We start from the raw sequence: 18,537 nt of genomic DNA, 5'->3' as shown, positions 1-18,537 counted from the left end.
GACGCACTGCTGCTTGAAGGTGGCGAAACAACTCTGGAAGTCCAGCAGCAGCTGGGTGACGGCATTGTTCGTACCATCGCCATGGGCAGCACCGAAGGCCTGAAGCGTGGCCTGAAAGCAGAAAACACCGGCAACCCGATTTCGGTACCGGTTGGTACCCAGACTCTGGGCCGTATCATGGACGTTCTGGGTCGTCCCATCGACGAAGCCGGCGAGATCGGCGAAGAAGAGCGTTGGGCGATTCACCGTAAGGCTCCTGGCTATGCCGATCAGGCAGCGTCTGCGGACCTGCTGGAAACCGGCATCAAGGTTATCGACCTGATCTGCCCGTTCGCCAAAGGTGGTAAGGTTGGCCTGTTCGGTGGTGCCGGTGTTGGTAAAACCGTAAACATGATGGAGCTGATCAACAACATCGCGAAAGAGCACTCCGGTCTCTCCGTATTCGCAGGTGTTGGTGAGCGGACCCGGGAAGGTAACGACTTCTACTACGAAATGAAGGAGTCCAACGTTCTCGATAAGGTTGCCATGGTTTACGGCCAGATGAACGAGCCCCCTGGAAACCGTCTGCGTGTGGCCCTGACCGGTCTCACCATGGCCGAGAAGTTCCGGGACGAAGGTCGTGACGTACTGTTGTTCGTTGACAACATCTACCGTTACACCCTGGCAGGTACCGAAGTATCCGCACTGCTCGGCCGTATGCCGTCTGCGGTAGGTTACCAGCCGACTCTGGCTGAAGAGATGGGTCAGCTGCAGGAGCGTATTACCTCCACCAAGAACGGTTCCATCACGTCCATCCAGGCGGTATACGTACCGGCGGATGACTTGACTGACCCGTCGCCTGCAACCACCTTCTCGCACCTGGATGCGACCGTGGTACTGAGCCGTGACATCGCTTCCAAGGGTATCTACCCGGCGATCGATCCGCTGGATTCCACCTCTCGTCAGCTGGATCCGCTGATCATCGGCCAGGAGCACTACGAAGTGGCCCGTGGCGTGCAGACTAACCTGCAGCGCTACAAGGAGCTGAAAGACATCATCGCCATCCTGGGTATGGACGAACTGTCAGAAGAAGACAAGCTGACCGTTGCCCGTGCCCGTAAGATCGAGCGTTTTCTGTCCCAGCCGTTCCACGTTGCTGAAGTATTCACCGGTTCCCCCGGTAAGTACGTTTCCCTCAAGGAAACCATCAGCAGCTTTAAGGGCATCCTGAATGGTGACTATGACGAATTGCCCGAGCAGGCGTTCTACATGGTTGGTACCATTGAGGAAGCGGTCGAGAAAGCGAAGGAAATGAAGAGCAAGGCAAAGAGCTAATCTGAGCCGACGCATTTGTTTCCGGATCGATCAAAGAGGCAACTGACATGGGTATGACCGTGCATTGTGATGTGGTAAGTGCCGAAACAAAGATCTATTCCGGATTGGTGGAAATGCTGATCGCAGCGGGCTCTGAAGGTGACCTGGGTATTGCCCCGGGTCACACTCCGCTGCTGACCCAGCTGAAGCCGGGCCCTATTCGGATTATCAAGCAGGGCGGTGAAGAAGAAATTCTTTACGTGTCCGGCGGGTATCTGGAAGTTCAGCCCAATCTGGTGACTTTGTTGGCGGATACCGCGGTTCGTGCAAAGGATGTGGACGAAGCAGCCGCGCTCGAAGCTCAGAAAGAAGCCGAGAAAGCACTTGCCAACAAGACCGGTGAATTCGAGTACTCCCGTGCCGCTGCAGAGCTGGCCGAAGCTGTTGCTCAGCTTCGTACCATCCAGCAGCTGCGTAACAAAATGCGATAAGCATTTCCGTTTCGGGTTTGCCGAACACCGAAGCCGCATCCTGAGCGGCTGGAAGATCAGCGTTTTACGTTGACCATCCGGCTTTGAAGGGTGCGGTTTTTTATTTTAAGCATTCAGAGACTAAATACTTCGGGAGCCTGACTTTTCCATGAGCCCGCTACACGTCGTCATTCTGGCCGCCGGCCAGGGTTCCAGAATGAAATCCGCACTGCCGAAGGTGTTGCACCCCATTGCCGGGCGCCCGATGCTCCATCATGTCATCGACACCGCCAAACAGCTGGGCGCTGAAAAAATTCACACGGTAATCGGCCACGGGGCCAGTATGGTTCGGGAAGCCACCGATGAAGCCTCGGTAAACTGGGTGACCCAGAGCGAACAGTTGGGCACCGGCCACGCTGTGGCCCAGGCCCTGCCGGATCTACCCGACGATGCGCGGGTTCTTGTGCTCTATGGCGATGTACCCCTGACCCGCCACGAAACCCTCGACGGACTGGTTGGAACTCTGGATGACAACACCCTGGGTCTGCTAACGGTGACCATGGACAACCCCCAGGGCTACGGACGGATCGTCCGGAATGCCGATGGCGACGTGCAGTCCATTGTCGAGCAGAAAGATGCTTCGCCGGAGCAACAACAGATTCGGGAGGTGAATACCGGCATCCTGGCGGTATCAGCAAAACACCTGAAGAACTGGTTGCCAACCCTCTCCAGCAGCAATGCCCAGGGCGAATACTACCTTACCGACATTATCGCCATGGCAGTGGCGCAGGGCCTTCGCGTCTCGGTGTCGCAACCGGAGAATCCTTTTGAAGTGCAGGGGGTCAACAATCGCCTGCAACTGGCCGAACTGGAACGCTGGTTCCAGCGTCAGCAGGCTGATCGCCTGATGACAGAAGGCGCAACACTGGCGGATCCCGCTCGGGTGGATGTTCGCGGCGAGCTCAGTATTGGCAATGATCTTTGGATTGATGTGAACGTGGTCTTTGAGGGTAAGGTCAGCCTCGGTAGCAATGTGTCCATTGGACCAGGTTGCGTCATCAAGGACGCCACCATTTCTGATGGTGCTGAGATCAAGGCCAACAGTGTGATTGAGGGGGCGGTGATTGGCGCCAAGGCCCAGATCGGGCCATTTGCCCGTATCCGTCCGGGCACCGAACTGGCGGCGAATACGAAGGTGGGCAACTTCGTGGAAACCAAGAAGGCCATCGTCGGCGAAGGCAGCAAGATCAATCACCTGAGCTACGTGGGTGATGCCTCTCTGGGTCGTAATGTGAATGTAGGTGCAGGAACCATCACCTGTAATTATGATGGGGTGAACAAGTACCAGACGGTGCTCGGCGACGGAGTCTTTGTCGGTTCCAATACCGCTCTGGTTGCCCCGGTTACCGTTGCGGCAGAGGCCACCATTGGTGCCGGTTCGACCATTACCCGAGACGTTGCCGATCACGAACTGGCCGTCGCCCGTGGCCGGCAGCGGAACATTGCCGGCTGGGAAAAGCCGAAGAAACACTGATACAAACGATCAACAGACAGGTAGAGCAGCATGTGTGGAATTGTAGGCGCGGTTTCGGAAAGGGACGTTCAGGGCATCCTTCTTGAGGGCCTGCGCCGTCTGGAATACCGGGGGTATGACTCCGCGGGCATGGCCGTCATCGGTGGCGACCACAGCGTCCAGCGTGCAAGGGAAGTTGGCAAGGTTGCTGCACTCGGGGATGCCATGAAAGCAAACCCGCTCGCCGGTCATCTGGGCATCGCCCACACCCGCTGGGCCACCCATGGCGAGCCGTCCCAGATCAACGCCCATCCCCACATGTCCGGTGAGCGCCTGGCCATCGTCCATAACGGTATTATCGAGAACTACCAGGAGCTGCGCGAAGAACTCCGGGCCGACGGTTTCGAGTTCACCTCCCAGACCGATACCGAAGTCGTTGCCCACCTGATCGAGAAGAACTACCGGTCCCTGGGTAACCTTCACGATTCCGTTCGGGCCGCCATTGCCCGTCTTCGCGGTGCCTATGCCCTGGCTGTGGTCCACGCCGATGAACCCGACCATATGGTGGTGTGTCGTGAAGGCAGCCCTCTGGTGATCGGTGTGGGTATCGGCGAGAACTTCATCGCCTCCGATCAGCTCGCGCTGTTGCCGGTGACCGACCGCTTCATGTTCCTGGAAGAAGGCGACATTGCCGACATCCGGAAGGACAACATCGCCATTCTCGATCGCGAGGGGCAAACGGTTGAGCGAGAAGTGACCCGCTTCGAACACGGCGCGGATTCCGCGGACAAGGGCGAATACCGCCACTTCATGCTCAAGGAAATCTACGAGCAGCCGAAAGTGATCAAGGCCACCATGGAAGGTCGGGTCACCAACACCCGGGTGCTGGAACAGGCCCTGGGTACCGAGGCTGCGAACCTCCTTGAGAACGTGCGTCACGTCCAGATCATTGCCTGTGGCACCAGTTACCACGCCGGTATGGTGGCCCGTTACTGGATTGAAGAGCTGGCCGGTATTGCCTGCTCCGTGGAAGTGGCTTCCGAATTCCGGTACCGCAAGCACGTGATCCAGCAGGACACCCTGTTTCTCTGTATCTCCCAGTCCGGCGAAACCGCCGACACTCTGGCGGCCCTGCGCCAGGCCAAGAAAGCCGGTTTCCGGGCGGCGCTGGCCATCTGCAACGTACCGGGCAGCTCCCTGGTGCGGGAATCCGACCTGGTGATCATGACCCAGGCCGGACCTGAGATCGGCGTGGCCTCCACCAAGGCCTTCACCACCCAGCTGACCGCGCTGCTGATTTTCACTCTGGCCCTGGCCCGCCACAATGGGCTGCCCGAGGAGCAGGAAGCGGAGATCGTTGAGGCCATCCATCTACTGCCTGGCCAGGTGAACGATGTGCTGGCTCTGGATGGCGAAATTGCCGAGATGTCCAAGGCCTTCATGGACAAGAACCACAGCCTGTTCCTTGGCCGCGGTTCCCAGTTCCCGGTCGCCCTCGAGGGCGCCCTCAAGCTCAAGGAAATTTCCTACATCCACGCAGAGGCCTATCCGGCGGGTGAGCTCAAGCATGGTCCCCTGGCCCTGGTGGACAGCGAAATGCCGGTGGTCACCGTAGCACCCAACAACGACCTGGTTGAGAAGCTCAAGTCCAACCTGGAAGAGGTCCGTGCCCGCGGCGGTGAACTGTTTGTCTTCGCCGATAAAAAGGCCGATGTGAAAGCCGAAGAGGGCCTGCACGTGATGCATATTCCGTCAGTGCATCCGATTACGGCCCCTATTGTTTATACCGTGCCACTTCAGCTGCTGTCCTATCATGTGGCCGTGCTCAAGGGCACCGATGTGGACCAGCCGCGGAACCTGGCCAAGAGTGTAACAGTCGAATAACCCTGATCGCTTGCGCGCTGATCAAACAATAAACGGTTTTTCTTGAATCCATCGCCAATGATAATTATTATCATTGGCGATGGATTATCAAGGAGACCACGATGAAATTTTTGTGCCCCAATCACCGCCAGCAATTTGCCGATCTTCCGCTGGAAGAGCGAAAAGACCTCTGGCTGTTCTGGATGGAAAACGCCCAGGCTTTGAGCGAGCAGGGTCAACTGCAGGATGTGATCTCACTGGCCGGGAGCGCGTTCGATCTGGCCTGCCTCTCCTGTAGCGCCGACGAAACCTGCATGCATGTTGAACTGACGCTCTCGGCCATTCTTGTCTCCCGAGCACTGCTGGACCGAGGCGATCGTAACGCCATGGATGCGGTGATCCTCCGAGCTCTGGAGTGTCTTCAACACCCGGATAGCCAGGCCGCCAACGATGGTTGCTGCGATTTCCAGGAATGCGTGTCGGTACTTATTGATCCTGCCCGCCAGGCGGATTTCTTTTCAGACTACTTGAACTGGCGTTCGATGCCTTTTGCGCCGAGGAACCGGGTGACCATGGTCAGGGTGTTGCACTGATTTCTTCTTTAAACGTCAAGGCCAACCTCTCGCCTAGGTTGGCCGCTGGCGTCGCGACCAGACCAAAAGAATTGCAATCACCACCACTCCGATAACCGCACCGGCGTAAAATGTCAGTGCGGCTCCACCCCAGACCCAGAGTATCCCGGCAAGCATGTTGGCCAGGAACAGCGTCAGGCCGGTGATCAGGTTGAAAACGCCAAACGCGGTGCCTCGCAGGTGGTCCGGGGCAGTGTCGGCAACCAGCTTGGCGAACAGGCCCTGGGTGATGCCCATATGCAGGCCCCAGGCGATGGCACCGGCCAGTACCCGGGCCCAGTGATCGGCTGTGGCGAGAAGGATATCGGCCAGAATCAGCGGCACCAGGCCAATGACCAGCAGTACAGGGGCGGGCAGGCGGTCCGAGAGTTTGCCGAAGGGGTAGGCAGACAAGGAGAACGCCAGATTAAGGGCGACGATGACCAGTGGCAGCCAGGCAAGCGCCAGATCCAGTTCCTCCGCGCGTAGCAGAATGAAGGCCTCGCTGAAACGGGCCAGGGTAAACAGGGCGCCGATGACGACAATGGTCCAGTAGGCCCGGGTCAGGCGCTTGAGATTGGCGCGCTGGATCGGGTTGGTTCGGGGTCTGGCATTTGCCGGGGGCGGTTCATGAACACCGAACACCAGCAAAAGAACCGTTAGCACGGCCGGCACCACTGCCGCCCAGAACACCGCCTGATAGTCGTTCTGCCACAGTAGCATCAAAGCGATGGCCAGCAGCGGCCCGGCCACTGCTCCGGCAACATCCAGGGATTGGCGCAGGCCGTAGGCGGCGCCACGCAGGGCAGGGGGAGCCAGGTCGGCAATCAACGCATCCCTCGGCGCACCGCGGATACCCTTGCCCACCCGGTCAACAATTCTGGCGGTGACAATCCAGCCAAGCCCTGAGGCCAGGGCAAACACCGGTTTTGAGAGTGCGCTGAGCCCGTAGCCCAAAATCGCCAACCCCTTTCGTTTGCCCAGGTAATCACTCAGTGCTCCGGAAAACACCTTGATAATGGGCGCCGTGGCATTGGCCGCGCCCTCGATCAGGCCGACGGCCAGGGCGCTGGCGCCAAGCACTGTCACCAGATAGATCGGCAGCAGGCTGTGGATAATTTCTGAAGACACATCCATCAGCAGGCTGACGAAGCCCAGAATCCAGATGCTCCGGGGCAAGTGTGGGGAAGAGGCAGGGTTGGGAATGGGCGCCATGGGTCAGGCAGCTCCGCAAGAGTCCATGGCGTCCATTCTATTCGGTTCCTTACCGGTCAGAAGGTGTAGGAGACTGATGCTTCAACGGTTCGTTCCTCGCCGAACCAGCAGTTACTGCTGTCAAAGCAGCTGTAATAGCGCTCGTCAGTAAGGTTGTTCACGGACAGGCCCAGTTCGGTGCCGCGGAGGGTGTGGGAGACCCGCCCCAGATTGTAGCGCAGGGCGATATCCAGCAGGGTGGCATCCGGCACATTGCCCTCGTTGGTGGCGGCGTTGTATTCCGCTTCACCAATGTAGCGGGCACCAATCCCGGCCACCAGGCCATCCAGCGGGCCACTATAGAAGCCATAGTCGGCCCAGACAGAGAGCATCTGGTCTGGCACCCAAACCGGGGTCTGACCTTTCAGGCCGGTGTTGTCTTTGGTGACTTCCACATCCTGCAGCGTGTAGCTGGCGGTTACCAGCAGACTGTCGATGGGCTGGGCCTGGGCTTCCAGTTCGATACCCTGTGACCGTACTTCGCCTGCCTGGATCTGATCATAGGGGCCGCCGTTGGGATCGCGTGTTGGCACGTTTTCCTTGGTGATCTGATAGAAGGCGAGGTTTGCCGAGGTGCGCTGATCCTGTGACTGGTATTTTACACCGAGCTCCCACTGGTCGCCCGTGGAAGGGTCAAACTCGTTGCCATTACGGTCGCTGCCGGTTTGTGGCTCGAAGCTTTCGGCGTAATTAATATAGGGCGAAACGCCGTTGGCAGCCTGGTACATCATGCCGGCCCGGGTGGAAAAGTTGTCTTGGTCCAGTTTCCTGTCGATCGCTCCACCATATTGCTTGCCTTTTTCCTCACCGGTGAAGTCATCCCATCGAACGCCGCCGATGAATACGAAACGGTTCAGCTCGATCTGGTCCTGGAGATAGACGCCAAGCTGCTTCTTACGAATGTTGAAGTCGGAGGAGTACACAGTGTCGGTAATGTCGATCGTGCTGCGGGAAATCTGATAGTAGTCGGGATCATAAAGATCGATTGAGGGCGCACCGCTGCCGAAGGATGTATCTTCATAGATCACATCTGAATCGAGGCTGAGGTAATCAAAACCGACCAGGATATTGTGCCGGGCCGAGCCGGTCTGGAAGCGTCCTGAGAACTGGTTGTCCACCGTAAAGCCAGTCGTTGCCTCATCAGTCAGGTAGGCCTGTCGCGACAGAGTTCTGCCATTGGCCGCGAGCCCGGTTCCGTAGGTATTGGTCTGAAACGCCTCCGCATCGGTGTACCGGAAGTTCTGCAGGAAATTCCAGTTGTCATTGATGTTGTGGTTCACCTTGTAGCCGGCAAGCAACACCTCTTTATCAAACTCGTTCCAGTTGGCGTCGCCGGAGAAGGCATCCTGCGGTAGCTCGCCATTGGGGTTGGGCAGTAAGAGACCGGAGGCGGGCAGGGTGGTGTAGATGCCCATGGCCGGGTCTTTCTGGTAGTACAGGTTGAAGTTTACCAGGGTGTCCTCACTGACCTGCCAATCCACGGACGGCGCGATCATGTGACGTTCTTCTTCGGATGTTTCGGCCTGTCCGTCACGGGTTCGGGTCAGGCCCACCAGGCTATAGGACAGGCTGGAGTCGCCCAGTTGGCCGCGGCTTTCAACTGACGCTTCGGCCAGATTTCGGGAACCGCCGGCCACTTCAATCTTGTTGAAGCTCTCAGTGGAGGGCTGTTTGCCGATCAGGTTGACCATGCCACCGGGCGGCATGGATCCGTACAGCGTGGAGGTGGGGCCACGGAAAACTTCAACCTGCTCCACGGCTTTCAGATCAATTTGGGGCTGGAGATTCCAGTCGTTGTAGAGAAGCTGAAGGCCGTCGTAGTAGTTCTGATAGTTGATGAAACCGCGGATGCTGAACAAATCCAGCCGGCCCACAGCTCCGCCCCGCAACTCGGTGTTCACACCCGGAGCATAGCGGAGGGCGGTGGCTACGGAGTCGGCATCGCGCATCTCCAGGGCCTGTTGGTCCAGAACGGAGATGCTTTGCGGGGTTTCGCCCGGTTCCAGTGCTGTCTTGGTGGCGGTGTTTCTGTAGGTCTCGCCGTACACCGTCATGGTGTCCAGTTCCAGGGGTTCATTGGAGTCCGCGGCAGCCATCTGGCTGACAGCCAGGCCAATGGCAACAGCCAGTGTGGAGGGTTTGATAACGTGTGAATGCATAATGGGTCCTGTTAAACCTCGAATAATTAATTGCGAATCATTCCCATTATATTTATCTGGTTGAACAGGACTTAACCGATTGGTGCATGCCGGTAATTAATGGTGTCTCAAGCACGACTGGAATCCAGTATTCCATGCTCACTTCCGGCGCCCGGGCGTCGAATTCCGGAGGGTAGACCTCCAGATCAAATTCATAGACCGCCTTGCAGCCGGCATGTGGAAGCCAGGCATTGAAAAACCATTTCAGGATTTCAGCGAGTGAGCGGATGGGGCCCTGAAAGGAGACCACCGCATAATTCTGGGCAGGCACCTGAAGCACTTCGAGACCTTGAGAAGCGTGGGCTTCACCGGTTTCAACACCAGCCAGATAGTGGAATTCGGGACCCGCTCCCCCGGAGAGATCAATAACGCCAAACCTGGGTTGCTCCTCTGGCAGCAGCCCGGCGGCCGATAACGAACCCCAGAGCGCAGGGACCTTGACGTTGAAATCAGGATTGGACGAGAACAGTCCCCGTATCTTCTCGGAGCGACCGGCCACGGTGAACGCCGGCCTTGAATCAAGCCGGATGGCAGGGACTCGGGCCCGGAGGGAGGCATCCGGCAGAAGGGCCGGATCGAGACATAAAGGCGTGCTCAGCAGGCACGGCAGTCCGCGGCGCCGGTATTGGGCCGGTGGACACCCGAAATGCTGTTTGAAACTGCGGCTGAAGCTGATGTCGGAGCCAAAGCCGCAGGCCAGGCCAATATCGATGATGCGCTGATCGGTAAACAGCAGCATTTCCGCCGCCAGGCTCAGCCGCAGTTCCCTCACATACTGCCCGACGCATTGACCGGTCTCGAAGGCGAACACGCGGTTGAATTGCCAGCGGGACCATCCCCCGATCCTGGCAAGGCTGGTAACGGCCAGCGGCTTGTCCAGGTTCAGGTGGATGTAATCCAGAACCTTCCCGATCCTGCCCAGCTGTGTTTGCCGGCTTGACGGGGTCATCGGGGGCTCCTGTTCCCGGGCAGGGGATTTACCAGCGATAGCTCAGGGTGCCGACCACACTGCGCTCTTCGCCGTAGTAACAGTAGAACTCACAGCTGGCGACGTACTCGCGATCAGCAATGTTGTTCACGTTCAGCTGTGCGATCCAGTTGTCCACGAACTGGTACTGCGCCATCAGGTCCACCACCGTGTAAGAAGGCACCTCGGTTCCCGTGAAGCTGTCGTCGGTACTGCCAACGTACCGGGCGCCACCACCGAGCTTCAGACCTGGCGCAAAATCCTGGAAGGCGTAGTCCAGCCAAACCGACGCAGAATGACGGGGGATCAGATTCGCAGCGGCCGCGGGCTGGTTGTCGGAGGTGTTGTCCGTTGTCGCGTCGTTGTAGGTGTAGGCAGCTGTCAACTCGAGCTGTTCGGTCAGATAGGCGACACTCTCAAGTTCAAAGCCCTGGGTTTCCCTGACGCCTTCCTGAACCTGAAAGCCGGAGGGACTGGTGACCAGTGAGTTTTCTTCCTCAATGTTATAGATGGCCGCCGTCACATAGCCGTCCAGACTGTTCGGAGCGTATTTGACGCCAAATTCCAACTGTTCACCAACCCGCGGTTCGTAAAGGTTGCCGTTGTTATCCACGCCGGCAATCGGTTGGAACGACTCGGTCCACGAAAGGTATGGCGAGAAGCCATTATCCGCCAGGTACATAACCCCACCGGAGAGAGATATCTGATCGTCGTCGGCTCTCTGCCGGGAAGCCGCGGTCAGGTTGCGATCAACCACCTCAGCCTGGTCGTACCGCGCGCCCGCGAGAAAGATCCAGCGGTCGTCCAGTCGGAGCTGATTCTGGAGATACAGGCCGGTTTGCTCCTTGGTGATGTTTCGGCGGGTCAGGTCTGCAGGTGATACCGGCGTGAAATTACCGTAAGTCGGGTCGAAGATGTCGATCGTGGAAAAGGCGAAATTATCCAGTTCCAGACCGTCGGTTTCGAGGTCCTGATAGTCCACACCGATCAACAGGGTGTTTTCAGTGCGGTCAGTAAACCAGGTGCCCACCAGCCGGTTATCCACCGTCCAACTGGACAGATCCCCATCGCGATAGACGATGCCGCGGGTCCCTTCTCTCGAGCCACTCTGGAACGACATGTAGATACTGCGCAGTAGCAGGTCGAGCTCGCTGTAACGGGTGTCCTGTTGAAACTCCCAGGTGTTGTTGAAGCGATGTGAAAGGCTGTAACCGACAGAGGACTGGGTACGTTCGTTGGTGTCGTATCCGGGTTCGCCATAAAAGGTGGAAGGTTCAACCTTGCCAAAGGGCGTATCCTGGATTGTGCCGTAAGCCAGCTTGAAGCCATTGTAGGGTACGGCATCATCCTTCTGAAGACTCGCCAGGAATGTCAGGGAGGTATCGTCGGACACATCCCAGCGCAGGCTGGGCGCCAGGTAGTAGCGTTCGTTTTCGGTGTAGTCAATATCACCATCGGCGGAACGGTACAGGCCAACCAGGCGATAGCTGACCGAATCGCTGTCTCCAATCGGGCCTGAGGTGTCCAGACCCAATTGGCGGTGCTCGTTGGTGCCAGCCTGAATCTGAAGTTCTCCCTGCGCCTGATCAGTCGGGCGTTTACTGATGGCGTTGATTACGCCGCCAGGGGGCGCCTCACCGTAAAGAATGGACGCGGGTCCCTTGAGGAGTTCAACGCGTTCAAGGCCATAGGTTTCCGGCAGCCACTGATAGAAGCCCTCGCGATAGATGCGCAATCCGTCTTGATAGGTGGCCTGGTCGAAACCCCGGATCTTGAACCAGTCAGTGTCGTTGTCTGCGCCATAGTGGCCGGAAACCACGCCGGCGCGATAGCGGAATGTTTCATCAAGGGATTGTACGTTGCGCTCACGGAGTTCCTCTTCATCGACCACGGAAGCTGGCCTTGGTGTTTCAACCAGCGGTGTCTCCACCTTGAGTGCTGTGGCGGAAACCACCAGGGCATCCAGGTTGGTTGTGGTGTCTTCCTGGGCTAAAACAGGCAGTGCATTAGCGGCGATACCGACGCATACGATCAGGCGAATGGCCCTTGCGAGGGGCTCGGGAGAGAGAACGGCGAACATTATCAAAACCCTGAAGCTATTGGTGGTGTTTGGGAATTTGCTTCAGGATAGTATTGCCCGGCAAATAATAATGCAAATAAATATCATTAAAATTAAAGGCAGGTGGACGTGTCCTCTTTGATAGCTTTCGGCAATTACCTAGCTTGCCGACGTGCTCCGTTGATACGCAAAAGCCATTGTTTTATTTGATTATTTTTTTAACTTCCAAGCCATTTTTAAGTTTCTTGCAAATCAGTTGCGCAAGGTAACAAATCCCTGCTGGCGCTTAAAAATCCATCACATTACCTTGGCCGTAATTTTCGATTCATCCAGCCAAAAGGGTGCCTTCATTGCGTCGTTTGCCACTGATTTTTCTTCTGATGATCTTCGTCTTTCCTGCCCACGTGTTGGCGGCTCCAAAGCTGACAATTACCAATGGAGCAAGCACTCTGGTTCTGGACCGGAATGAACTGGAAAGCTTTCCCCAAACCACCTTTTCGACAATCAGCCCCTATTTTGACGGCGAGGTCCAGTTCTCGGGACCAACCCTGGCACGGGTTCTTGAGACCTTCGGTGTATCCGGGCAGTCACAGATCACCCTGACGGCCCTGAACAATTACAATGTCTCGGGCTCTCTGGAAGATCTGCTGTCACTCGATGCGATCATTGCCACCCGTAGGGAATCCAAGACCATGTCTGTTCGAGACCGGGGCCCCTTCTGGGTCATTCTTCCACTGTCTGAGCGCCCGGAACTGGATAACGAAGATTTTCATCGCTACATGGTCTGGCAACTCAGCGGCATTGAGCTGGAATAACCTTGACCAAGGGCGCCCTACTTTCAGGTTTGTTTTCGCGAACCACCGTTGTCTTTCTGTTCCTGATCGTACTCCTGCTCCTGGGCGGGAGTTTCTATACGTATATTCAGGACAGGAAACTGCAGTCAGTTTCTCTGGGAACCCTGCGTATGGCGTCGTGGAACCTGGCCCAGTTGGGCACTGAAGCAGGCGACTTTGATCGGGAACTGTCGCTGGCGGCGAAGGGTGTGGGCGATCAGGACGAGTTGACCCTGCGCTACGACGTATTGTGGAGCCGGTATGATTACCTGCTTAACGGTTCCGAGTCGCGGGCAACCCGGGACCACCAGGACAATGAACTGCGTCTGAAAGCCCTGTTCAGTCAGTTAAGGGCGCTGGAGGAGCCGGTTTTGGCTGGTGTGGGAAGTGGGCCCGAAGACATTGTGCCAGTTATGGAGGCCTGGAACCGCCAGAAGGCGGGTATTCAGCAGCTGGTTATCGATAACTTCGTCGGTGACGAAGCCAGTCGGCTTGTGACTGCCGTTGAGGAATCCCGCAATAGGCTTGCCAACCTCCGAGTCCTGACTCTGGTGGCTCTGGTTGCCGTGTTTTCGTACCTGGCTTTTGCTATTGCCTTTGTTCGCAGGCAGTCCAGGGTAGATCCCGTAACCGGTCTTCCGAACAGCCAATATCTCCACGGTGTTCGCCGTGTATCCCCTGAAAAAGCCATTATCACTTGTGAAATCAGAGGTTTTCAGCTGGTTCTGAGCGATTTCGGAACTGAAGGTGGAGATGATTTGCTTAGGGTTTTTGCCCGAAAGCTCCGGAAGCAGCTGGGCGCTGATGATGAGCTGATCCAGGCCTCGCAGAGCGGGTTTGTGATGTTTATGTCAGTGAGTCTGACCGAAGACATCGAAACGATTGCCAAACGATTGGTCGGCGCAACCACCTTTGATTGGCGCATCAAGGACTCTGTCTTGCATGTGTCGGCAGTTATGGGTGTAGACCCGCAGTGCCAGGGTAATAGTCCGGACTGGAGTATTCGTTACCAACGCGCCCACCGGGCTTTGACTCAGGCGCGGCTGGAAGGCCACAACTACTGCATCAACCAGGAAGATCTCCGCCGTAGAATCGAGGAGGATCGGCTTGTCCACACCGGCCTTATCCGGTTTTTCAACAATGAACCCGGCACCCTTCATCTGAGCCTGGTGTATCAGCCTATTGTGAGTTCCGAAAACATAAATCTGGTGACCGGTGCCGAGGTGCTTCTTCGTTGCCGGGATGAGCGTGTCGGCTTTGTACCCCCGAACCGTGTGGTGGACCTGTGTGAGCGTTATGGCCTGGGTGTGGAGCTGGGTCGTTGGCTGTTCCGGCAGATTGCACGGGAGACCCAATCGCTTTATCAGAACCTCGGCTTTAGTGGCAATCTCTCAATCAATCTCAACCCTTCCATGCTGGACGATCATCTGGTGCAGGACGTTCAGAGTCTTTTGATTGATGCCGGAATCCCTGCCAACGCCCTCTGTATGGAGATTACCGAAGACAATGCGGCCCTGGAATTCCAGCGCATCAACCAGCTGATAGGCAGCCTTCATTCTATGGGCGTAACCTTCGCGCTGGATGATTTCGGCACCGGGCACTCGTCGCTGGAGTATGTCCGTGAACTGAAGGTAGACCGACTCAAGATCGACCGATGTTTTGTGAATGGCATTGAAGAGAGCGAGGACAAGGCCCGGTTCCTGGCTTCCGTGATCGCTATGGCCGACCAGGCATACATGAAGAGTGTGATTGAAGGGGTAGAGAACCAGGCCCAGTGGCAATTGATCGAGGGCATTGGTGGCGTCCTTATTCAGGGCTATTATGCGCACAAACCGATGCCACTGAATGATTATCTGGCCCTGCTCCTTGATTCGGGTACTTGTTACCCATTTGTAGAAACCAGGTATTTGGCAACTACTGGCTATTGAAGAGTGTGTCTGGATGAAGTTAAAGCGAGGTTTTGTTCCGTGGTTGGTTGCATTACTGATCGCCACTCAACCCATTAGCGCTTACAGTGCGGAAGACCCACTGCTTTTCGGCATTGTTCCCCAGGAGTCCTCCAGCAAACTGGCGGATCAGTGGACCCCCTTGATGCGGTATCTATCGGAGCAATTGGGTCGTCAGGTACGGTTTACCACCGCGCCGGACATTCCCACCTTCGAAGAGCGTGTCCTGGCGGGCCAGTACGATATTGCCTATATGAACCCCTACCACTACGTGGAGTTCAGTGAATCGCCGGGTTACCAGGCCGTCGCCCGTGAGGGGGAAAAACGGATACGTGGGATCATTGTGGTTGGCGAAGACAGCCCCGTTACCACCCTCGAAGAGCTTGAGGGATCGACACTGGCTTTCCCCGCGCCGGCGGCGTTTGCCGCCACGATATTGACCCGTGCTGAGCTGGAACGGCTGGGTGTCACCTACACGCCGCGCTTTGTGTCTTCCCACGAATCGGTATACCTGAACGTTCAGAAAGGTTTCGCGGCTGCCGGCGGTGGGATAGAGCGCACTTATAACTCGGCGATTGCCGGCGGTCTTACCGGCGTTCGGGTACTTTGGCGATCCGAGGGTTATACGCCCCACGCTATTGCGGTGCATCCGAAGCATACCGATGACCAGAGGTTGCGTATACAGGCAGCGTTGACCAATCTTGGTAGCAGCGAAGAAGGCGTGGCCCTTCTGCAACGCGCCAACCTCAAGACTCTGGTCCCCGCCGGGAACCACGATTGGGACGATGTCCGGGGACTTGGCCTGGACTTTATCCAGAAAACGGACGATCCGTGAAGCTATCAATCCGCGCCCAGGCCGTGATCGGGATCGGTATGATCGAAGTGGTCATGCTGGTGGTGCTGTTGTATTCGGTCTTTCACTTTATTGACTCGTCAACAACCGATGAAGTGGAACGTCGGGCCCAGTCTATCGCCCGGATTTTTGCCGCCACCGCTGCCGATGACGTGTTATCTCTGGACCTTGGATCCCTGCAGTCGTTTGTAGACGCCGCTGCCAGGACCCCTGGAACCGCGTTTGCCCGAGTAATTGACTACAATGGCCATCTCCTTGCCGAGGCGGGTAATCCGGATGCCCTGCGCCATTCTTTCCAGCGCTCGAGAGAGACCGATGGCCTTTCGGAGCTCTACATGGCAAAAGCCGCCATCGTGAAGGCAGGTCTGAATTACGGCACGGTGGAAATTGGCCTGGACCTGAGGGAACAGTTGCAGGGTATCGAGCAGGTCAAGCGCAGAAGTCTGGCTATTGCCGGCCTTGAAGTGTTGGCCGCTGCCTTGTTTTCCATTGCCGCGGGCTACTATCTTGTCCGGCGATTGAAACACATCCGGCGCATACTGGGGCGGGTAAATAACGGCGAATATCATCAGCGGGTTAAGGACACCCAGCTTGACGAGGTTTCCGAAGTTGCTGCGGAAATTGACCGTCTGACGGAGCGGGTTGCCTGGGAAAAGGCCGCCAGTGAGCGGAGGATCGCCGAGCTTGAGGAGCTGAACGGGTTACTCCAGAAGAGGTTTTCGGAGCAACGGCGGCGTTGAGCCTTGTTCAAACATTCTTCCCGCTTCGTACGTACAAGGCTGTCGAATTCTAGTTGTCGAAAAAACAGATGCAGTTCCTGACGCGCTGACTGGCATGATTCTCTGGGGAGCAAAAAGAGCAGCGATAATTTTTCATAAAGCGACTCTTCAGTTTGAAAATCGGTTAAAATGCCGTCGCCTGTGCGGCTTAAATTAAGTAATATTACTAAAAAATACCGGCGTGGCCGGGCTTACCTTCCTCTATTGTTGTTATTACGACCAATTAAGGTCTGAAAGTCGTACCTTTGGACCATACCGCGGTACGCAAATATCAAGGAAGATTCGGGCCTTCTGCCACACAATACCAATAATCCGTTTTCTCAGAAGATTTCTGTAATGCCCACTACCGTTATTTCCGGCTTTACCCACAACTTCCTTGGCAAGGCGCCTGTCTGGTACAAGCAGGTCATCCTGCTGTTTCTTGTCGCCAACCCGATTGTGATGTGGACCCTGGGGCCGGGGACGGCCGGTTGGCTGCTGATTGCCGAGTTTATTTTTACCCTGGCTATGGCCCTGAAGTGCTATCCACTGCTGCCCGGTGGCCTGCTTGCGGTGGAAGCGCTGCTGATCGGGTTGACCACGCCGGATGCAGTCTATCTGGAAGTGCTCACCAATTTCCCGGTTATCCTGCTGCTGATGTTCATGGTGGCGGGCATCTACTTCATGAAGGAGTTGCTGCTGGTTACCTTCACCCAGATTCTGGTGGGTGTGCGTTCTAAATCGGCCCTCTCCCTGCTGTTCTGCACTGCAGCCGCCATACTCTCTGCGTTCCTGGATGCCTTGACCGTTACTGCGGTGATCATCAGCGTGGCGGTAGGTTTCTACTCGGTTTACCACAAGGTGGCCTCCGGTAAGGGCTATCAACACAAGGATCACAACGCCGGCAGTGATGACGAGGTGATTGAGCTGCACCGGGAAGATCTCGAGAACTTCCGGGCCTTTTTGCGCAGCCTTTTGATGCACGGTGCTATCGGTACAGCCCTTGGTGGCGTGGCCACCATGGTGGGCGAGCCGCAGAACCTGCTGATTGCCAAGGTGGTGGGTTGGGATTTTGCCGGCTTCTTCCTGCACATGGCGCCGGTGAGCCTGCCGGTGCTGGCGGCGGGGCTGTTTACCTGCTGGGCTCTGGAGAAGCTGCGTTGGTTTGGCTATGGCGGGCGTTTGCCCAAACCCGTGCGCCGGGTGCTGGAAGAGTTTGCAGAGAACGAGCGGGCCAAGCGTACCAAGGCTGATCAGGCGGCACTCTGGGTGCAGGCCTTCGCGGCCGCAATCCTGGTGGTGGGCCTGGCCTTTCACCTGGCCGAGGTCGGCTTGATTGGCCTGTTGGTCATCATCCTGATTACCTCATTTACCGGGGTTACCGATGAGCACCAGATTGGTAAGGCGTTCCAGGAATCCCTGCCGTTCACCTCCCTGCTGGTGGTGTTTTTTGCGGTAGTTGCCGTGATCCATGAACAGCACCTGTTCAAGCCGATCATTGATTACGTTCTTTCGCTCCCCGAAGCCCGTCAGCCTGGCATGTTCTTCATTGCCAATGGCGTGCTTTCGATGATCAGCGATAACGTGTTCGTGGCCACCGTGTATATCAGTGAAGTGAAACAGGCTCTGGATGCAGGTGCTATCAGCTATGATCACTTCCAGAAGCTGGCAGTTGCCATCAACACCGGCACCAATCTTCCCAGTGTAGCGACCCCGAATGGCCAGGCGGCTTTCCTGTTCCTACTGACGTCTGCCATTGCGCCACTGGTGCGACTGTCCTACGGCAAGATGGTGGTGATGGCGTTTCCCTATATGCTGGTAATGGGTGGTGTAGGCCTGTATATGGTTATTAACCATATTTGACATTCTGTTCGGGTTTTTGCGGGCGGTGTCAGTGCAGATTTGCCCGGGTCTGTTAA

14 protein-coding genes are annotated in these 18,537 nt (G+C 56.7%); 10 read left to right on the top strand and 4 right to left on the bottom strand.

What is annotated here, in order from left to right; all coding sequences use genetic code 11:
• The 5 genes from atpD to QZ534_RS14660 form a co-directional block, all read left to right on the top strand.
• The coding region (gene atpD, locus QZ534_RS14680; protein ID WP_296935357.1) for a F0F1 ATP synthase subunit beta at positions 1-1,314 on the top strand (1,314 nt) is incomplete at its 5' end.
• A gap of 47 nt (positions 1,315-1,361) precedes the next feature.
• Positions 1,362-1,784 carry a F0F1 ATP synthase subunit epsilon gene (locus QZ534_RS14675; protein ID WP_008172596.1) on the top strand — a complete coding sequence of 141 codons (423 nt, stop codon included), beginning with the start codon at positions 1,362-1,364 and terminating at the stop codon, positions 1,782-1,784.
• Positions 1,785-1,932: 148 nt separating this feature from the next.
• Positions 1,933-3,297: a bifunctional UDP-N-acetylglucosamine diphosphorylase/glucosamine-1-phosphate N-acetyltransferase GlmU gene (gene glmU / locus QZ534_RS14670; protein ID WP_296935352.1), complete on the top strand. Its 1,365-nt coding sequence runs from the start codon at positions 1,933-1,935 to the stop codon at positions 3,295-3,297.
• 30 nt (positions 3,298-3,327) lie between these two features.
• Entirely contained in the window at positions 3,328-5,160 is a 1,833-nt protein-coding gene (gene glmS, locus QZ534_RS14665; protein ID WP_296935350.1) for a glutamine--fructose-6-phosphate transaminase (isomerizing), read from the top strand.
• 101 nt (positions 5,161-5,261) lie between these two features.
• Positions 5,262-5,732 (top strand): hypothetical protein, encoded by a 471-nt coding sequence (locus QZ534_RS14660; RefSeq protein ID WP_296935348.1) that lies wholly within the window; start codon positions 5,262-5,264, stop codon positions 5,730-5,732.
• 33 nt (positions 5,733-5,765) lie between these two features.
• On the opposite strand, the gene QZ534_RS14655 is transcribed toward QZ534_RS14660, so the two are convergent.
• The 4 genes from QZ534_RS14655 to QZ534_RS14640 are packed head-to-tail and all read right to left on the bottom strand — an operon-like array spanning position 5,766 to position 12,249.
• Entirely contained in the window at positions 5,766-6,965 is a 1,200-nt protein-coding gene (locus QZ534_RS14655) for an MFS transporter (protein WP_296935345.1), read from the bottom strand.
• Between the two features lie 56 nt (positions 6,966-7,021).
• Positions 7,022-9,163 (bottom strand): TonB-dependent siderophore receptor, encoded by a 2,142-nt coding sequence (locus QZ534_RS14650; RefSeq protein ID WP_296935342.1) that lies wholly within the window; start codon positions 9,161-9,163, stop codon positions 7,022-7,024.
• Between the two features lie 52 nt (positions 9,164-9,215).
• Positions 9,216-10,151: an AraC family transcriptional regulator gene (locus tag QZ534_RS14645; RefSeq protein ID WP_296935339.1), complete on the bottom strand. Its 936-nt coding sequence runs from the start codon at positions 10,149-10,151 to the stop codon at positions 9,216-9,218.
• 28 nt (positions 10,152-10,179) lie between these two features.
• Positions 10,180-12,249: a TonB-dependent siderophore receptor gene (locus QZ534_RS14640; protein ID WP_296935336.1), complete on the bottom strand. Its 2,070-nt coding sequence runs from the start codon at positions 12,247-12,249 to the stop codon at positions 10,180-10,182.
• Positions 12,250-12,578: 329 nt separating this feature from the next.
• Here QZ534_RS14640 and QZ534_RS14635 point away from each other — a divergent pair, with 329 nt between their 5' ends.
• From QZ534_RS14635 to nhaB, 5 genes are all read left to right on the top strand, one after another.
• Entirely contained in the window at positions 12,579-13,043 is a 465-nt protein-coding gene (locus tag QZ534_RS14635) for a hypothetical protein (protein ID WP_296935334.1), read from the top strand.
• Between the two features lie 149 nt (positions 13,044-13,192).
• Positions 13,193-14,989, top strand: coding sequence for an EAL domain-containing protein (locus QZ534_RS14630; RefSeq protein ID WP_296935332.1), 1,797 nt, complete (start codon positions 13,193-13,195; stop codon positions 14,987-14,989).
• 13 nt (positions 14,990-15,002) lie between these two features.
• The gene (locus tag QZ534_RS14625; RefSeq protein ID WP_296935331.1) at positions 15,003-15,842 is read left to right on the top strand and encodes a phosphate/phosphite/phosphonate ABC transporter substrate-binding protein; all 840 of its coding nucleotides are present in this window, start codon (positions 15,003-15,005) and stop codon (positions 15,840-15,842) included.
• Entirely contained in the window at positions 15,839-16,600 is a 762-nt protein-coding gene (locus tag QZ534_RS14620; RefSeq protein ID WP_296935327.1) for a HAMP domain-containing protein, read from the top strand. The genes QZ534_RS14625 and QZ534_RS14620 overlap by 4 nt, the downstream gene beginning before the upstream one ends.
• Positions 16,601-16,975: 375 nt before the next feature.
• Positions 16,976-18,481, top strand: a complete 1,506-nt coding sequence (gene nhaB, locus QZ534_RS14615; protein WP_296935324.1) for a sodium/proton antiporter NhaB — start codon at positions 16,976-16,978, stop codon at positions 18,479-18,481.
• Positions 18,482-18,537 lie beyond the last annotated feature (56 nt).

The sequence above is a fragment of the uncultured Marinobacter sp. genome (assembly GCF_913055835.1).
In the GTDB taxonomy this organism is placed as follows: domain Bacteria; phylum Pseudomonadota; class Gammaproteobacteria; order Pseudomonadales; family Oleiphilaceae; genus Marinobacter.
Note: the sequence above shows the minus strand (reverse complement) of the source record. Positions and strands in the feature narration are given on the sequence as shown.

Bases quoted from the DNA above. Each gene is read 5' to 3' on its own strand.
- QZ534_RS14675 (WP_008172596.1), top strand. From the start codon at position 1,362: ATGGGTATGACCGTGCATTGTGATGTGGTAAGTGCCGAAACAAAGATC.
- glmU (WP_296935352.1), top strand. From the start codon at position 1,933: ATGAGCCCGCTACACGTCGTCATTCTGGCCGCCGGCCAGGGTTCCAGA.
- glmS (WP_296935350.1), top strand. From the start codon at position 3,328: ATGTGTGGAATTGTAGGCGCGGTTTCGGAAAGGGACGTTCAGGGCATC.
- QZ534_RS14660 (WP_296935348.1), top strand. From the start codon at position 5,262: ATGAAATTTTTGTGCCCCAATCACCGCCAGCAATTTGCCGATCTTCCG.
- QZ534_RS14655 (WP_296935345.1), bottom strand. From the start codon at position 6,965: ATGGCGCCCATTCCCAACCCTGCCTCTTCCCCACACTTGCCCCGGAGC.
- QZ534_RS14650 (WP_296935342.1), bottom strand. From the start codon at position 9,163: ATGCATTCACACGTTATCAAACCCTCCACACTGGCTGTTGCCATTGGC.
- QZ534_RS14645 (WP_296935339.1), bottom strand. From the start codon at position 10,151: ATGACCCCGTCAAGCCGGCAAACACAGCTGGGCAGGATCGGGAAGGTT.
- QZ534_RS14640 (WP_296935336.1), bottom strand. From the start codon at position 12,249: ATGTTCGCCGTTCTCTCTCCCGAGCCCCTCGCAAGGGCCATTCGCCTG.
- QZ534_RS14630 (WP_296935332.1), top strand. From the start codon at position 13,193: ATGGCGTCGTGGAACCTGGCCCAGTTGGGCACTGAAGCAGGCGACTTT.
- QZ534_RS14625 (WP_296935331.1), top strand. From the start codon at position 15,003: ATGAAGTTAAAGCGAGGTTTTGTTCCGTGGTTGGTTGCATTACTGATC.
- nhaB (WP_296935324.1), top strand. From the start codon at position 16,976: ATGCCCACTACCGTTATTTCCGGCTTTACCCACAACTTCCTTGGCAAG.